Below are 3,570 nucleotides of genomic sequence, written 5' to 3'. Positions count from 1 at the left end.
GGGCCGTCGAAGAAGCCCTGGATCTGGTCGGTGTGCAGGTCGACGGTGATGATGCGGTCGGCGCCGGCGGTCTTGAGGAGGTCGGCGACGAGACGTGCCGAGATGGGCTCACGGCCCCGGTGCTTCTTGTCCTGGCGGGCGTAGGGGTAGAACGGCAGGATCGCGGTGATGCGCTTGGCCGATCCGCGCTTGAGCGCGTCGATCATGATCAGCTGTTCCATCAGCCACGTGTTCAGCGGCGCCGGATGGCTCTGCAGCACAAAGGCATCCGACCCGCGGACCGAGTCCTCGAAACGAACGAAGATCTCGCCGTTGGCGAAGTCGCGTGCGGTCTGCGGTGTCACCGAGACGCCGAGTTCCTTCGCGACCGCCTCGGCCAGTTCGGGATGTGCCCGACCAGAGAACAGCATCAGGTTCTTCTGGTTGTCCGTGGTCCAGTTCACTGCTCGTCCATCTCTTCCGGTGTGCCGGGCGCGACGTCGTCGCCCGCGCCGTTGATACCTGCTGCCTGAGCACGCGCGGCCGCGTGTGCCGATGGGGTGTCGGGGCGCTTGTCGGCGACCCACCCCTCGATGTTGCGCTGGGCCCCACCCGACACCGCGAGGGCACCCGGGGGAACATCCTGCCTGAGCACCGTACCGGCCCCGGTATACGCGCCGTCACCCACGGTCACCGGAGCGACGAACATGTTGTCCGAGCCGGTGCGGCAGTAGGAACCGACGGTGGTGCGGTTCTTCGACACCCCGTCGTAGTTGACGAACACGCTCGACGCACCGATGTTGGTCTGCTCGCCGATCGTCGCGTCGCCCACGTAGGTCAGGTGCGGGACCTTGGACCCGGCGCCCACCGTGGTGTTCTTCGTCTCGACGAACGTGCCGATCTTGGATCCCTCGCCCAGGTCGGTACCCGGGCGCAGGTACGCGAACGGCCCGACCTGCGCGCCCGGCCCGATGCGGGACTCGCTGCCGTGGGTGCGGATGACGGTGGCCCCCTCGCCGACCTCGACGTCGGTGAGGGTGGTGTCCGGTCCGACGACGGCATGCGCGGCGACCGCCGTGGTGCCGTGCAGTTGGGTGCCGGGCAGCAGGGTGACGTCGGCGGCCACTCGCACCTCGACGTCGACCCAGGTGGTCGCGGGATCGACCACCGTGACGCCATCGAGCATCAGGCGCGCGACCACGCGGCGGTTCAACTCGGCCCCGAGGGTGCTCAGTTGCAACCGGTCGTTGCAGCCGGCGACCAGCAGGGCGTCGTCGATCCGGTTGGCGTGCACGGTCTTGTCCATGCCGCGGGCGATCGCGACCACATCGGTCAGGTAGATCTCGCCCTGCGCGTTGTCGTCGTCGAGATCGGCCAGCGCCGCCGCCAGGGTGACTGAGTCGAAAGCGTAGACGCCGGAGTTCACCTCGGTGATCAGCCGCTGCTGCGGTGTCGCGTCGCGCTCCTCCACGATCTCGGTCACCTCCCCGTCCTGGGTGCGCAGCACGCGTCCGTACCCGGTCGGATCCTGCGCGGTCGACGTCATCAGCGTGACCTGCGAGCCGGTGGACAGGTGGTGCTCGCGCAGGGTGCGCAGCGCGGCGCCGGTGAGCAACGGGACGTCGGCCGCCGTCACCACCACCACGCCCGTGAAGTCCTCGGGCAGCGCCGCGAGCCCGGCGCGCACCGCGCCGCCGGTGCCGTTCTGTGTCTCCTGCACCGCGGCGGCAATCGGTCGCCCGAGCACGTCGGCCACCTCGTCGCACGCGGCGGTGACGCGTTCGCGGGCGTGGCCGACGACCGCGACGAGGTGATCGGGGTCGAGTCCGGCGGCGGCATGCAGGGAGTGAGCGAGCAGGGTGCGCCCACCGATCGAGTGCAGAACCTTGGGGACAGTGGATTTCATTCGCGTACCCGCACCTGCGGCGAGTACGAGGACAGCCGTTCCGACCGCCTGACCGGGCGACCCCAGATCGGTTGTCTGCGCAGACATACAACTCCTGTTTCCACTGGTAGGGATGTGGATCGGGCCCGATCCTACGCACTGGTACAACTTGTGAGACCTGGTAGTCGACGAAAGGTGGATCAGTGAGCGAGCGTAGAACCGCGATTGTGACCGGTGCGGGACGAGGGATCGGCGCAGCGGTCGCGGCGCGTCTGGCCTCGGACGGCCTCGCCGTCGGCGTGCTCGACCTGACCGAGGAGTCCAGCGCGGACACGGTCGCGGCGATCACCGATGCGGGCGGTACCGCCCTCGCGATCGGGGCCGACGTCTCCGACGAGGAGTCGGTGACCGCCGCCATCGCCAAGGTCACCTCCGAACTCGGTGCCCCCACGGTGCTGGTCAACAACGCCGGGATCCTGCGGGACAACCTGTTGTTCAAGATGTCGGTCGGAGACTGGGACGCGGTCATGGGTGTCCACCTGCGCGGCGCTTTCCTGATGGCGCGCGGCGTCCAGGAGCACATGGTCGCGGCCAAGTGGGGACGCATCGTGAACCTGTCGAGCACCTCCGCCCTGGGCAACCGGGGACAGTCGAACTACTCCGCCGCCAAGGCGGGCATGCAGGGCTTCACCAAGACCCTCGCGATCGAACTCGGCAAGTTCGGTGTCACCGCCAACGCGATCGCCCCGGGATTCATCCAGACCGACATGACCAAGGCAACCGCCGAGCGCGTCGGTATGGGCTGGGAGGAGTTCGTCAAGGCCAACGCTGAGGCGATCCCCGTCAAGCGCGGCGGTGTCCCGGAGGACATCGCTCACGCTGCGTCGTTCTTCGCCAGCGAAGGCGCAGGCTTCGTCTCCGGTCAAGTTCTCTACGTCGCGGGCGGCCCCCGGGACTGACGTCGCCGCCCCCGACGACAACGATTGCGGCGTGCACGGGATCGATCGGGGATACGATCTTTCCCGACCCAGCCGCGGGTCCGGGGGAGGCGGGACTGATGACGTCTGGGTACGGCCCCCGTCGCGTGATCGCCGTCGGCAGCTCGGCCGGTGGTATCGAGGCGCTGTCGGCCCTGTTGGCCACCGCGACTGTCGGCCACGACGAATGTTTCGTGGTGGCGCAGCACCTGTCGCCGACGGACTCGAGTGTTCTCCCCGAACTCCTCGCCCGGGTCACCCCCCTACAGGTGATCACCGCCTCCGACGGAGCCGAGCTCGTCCCCGATGTCGTCTACGTCGCACCCCCGGCGGTGGACATGACCGTGGACGGCGACGTGCTGCGGGTCGACCCTGTCGGCGAGCTCGGTCCGCCGTGGCCCAGCATCGACCGGTTGTTCACCTCGGTGGGACTGACGCGCGGCGTCGACGCGGTCGCGATCCTGCTCTCCGGTACAGGTGACGACGGGGCGGCGGGTGTGGAGTCGGTCCACAGCGCGGGCGGCCTGGTCGCGGTTCAGGATCCCGCGAGCGCGAGCTTCAGCGGCATGCCCGGCGCTGCGATCGCCACCGGCACACCTGACCTGGTGCTGCCCGTCAGGGAGATTCTGCCGGAGTTGGCGCGAGTGCTCGACCCACGCGACGCGCGGCGGTCGGATCCGCCGGATTCCGCTCTCTCGATGGATGACTCGGCCCTCGAAGCCGTGATCA

The 3,570-nt window shown here is 68.9% G+C and carries 3 protein-coding genes and 1 pseudogene; 2 read left to right on the top strand and 2 right to left on the bottom strand.

From position 1 onward, the window contains the following. Both prsA and glmU read right to left on the bottom strand, forming a co-directional pair. Nucleotides 1–410, bottom strand: a pseudogene (prsA, locus tag JHC79_RS22985) (ribose-phosphate pyrophosphokinase); the annotation flags it as partial. A gap of 29 nt (nucleotides 411–439) precedes the next feature. Continuing rightward, entirely contained in the window at nucleotides 440–1,972 is a 1,533-nt protein-coding gene (gene glmU / locus JHC79_RS22980; protein ID WP_296395271.1) for a bifunctional UDP-N-acetylglucosamine diphosphorylase/glucosamine-1-phosphate N-acetyltransferase GlmU, read from the bottom strand. Nucleotides 1,973–2,067: 95 nt separating this feature from the next. On the opposite strand from glmU, the gene JHC79_RS22975 reads away from it, so the two are divergent. Then, nucleotides 2,068–2,823: an SDR family oxidoreductase gene (locus JHC79_RS22975; protein ID WP_296395269.1), complete on the top strand. Its 756-nt coding sequence runs from the start codon at nucleotides 2,068–2,070 to the stop codon at nucleotides 2,821–2,823. Between the two features lie 98 nt (nucleotides 2,824–2,921). Then, nucleotides 2,922–3,570: chemotaxis protein CheB (locus JHC79_RS22970; protein WP_296395267.1), on the top strand; the 649-nt coding region annotated here is incomplete at its 3' end.

The organism is Williamsia sp. (assembly GCF_016462415.1).
Lineage (GTDB): Bacteria > Actinomycetota > Actinomycetes > Mycobacteriales > Mycobacteriaceae > Williamsia_A.
Note: the sequence above shows the minus strand (reverse complement) of the source record. Positions and strands in the feature narration are given on the sequence as shown.

Bases quoted from the DNA above. Each gene is read 5' to 3' on its own strand.
- glmU (WP_296395271.1), bottom strand. From the start codon at position 1,972: ATGTCTGCGCAGACAACCGATCTGGGGTCGCCCGGTCAGGCGGTCGGA.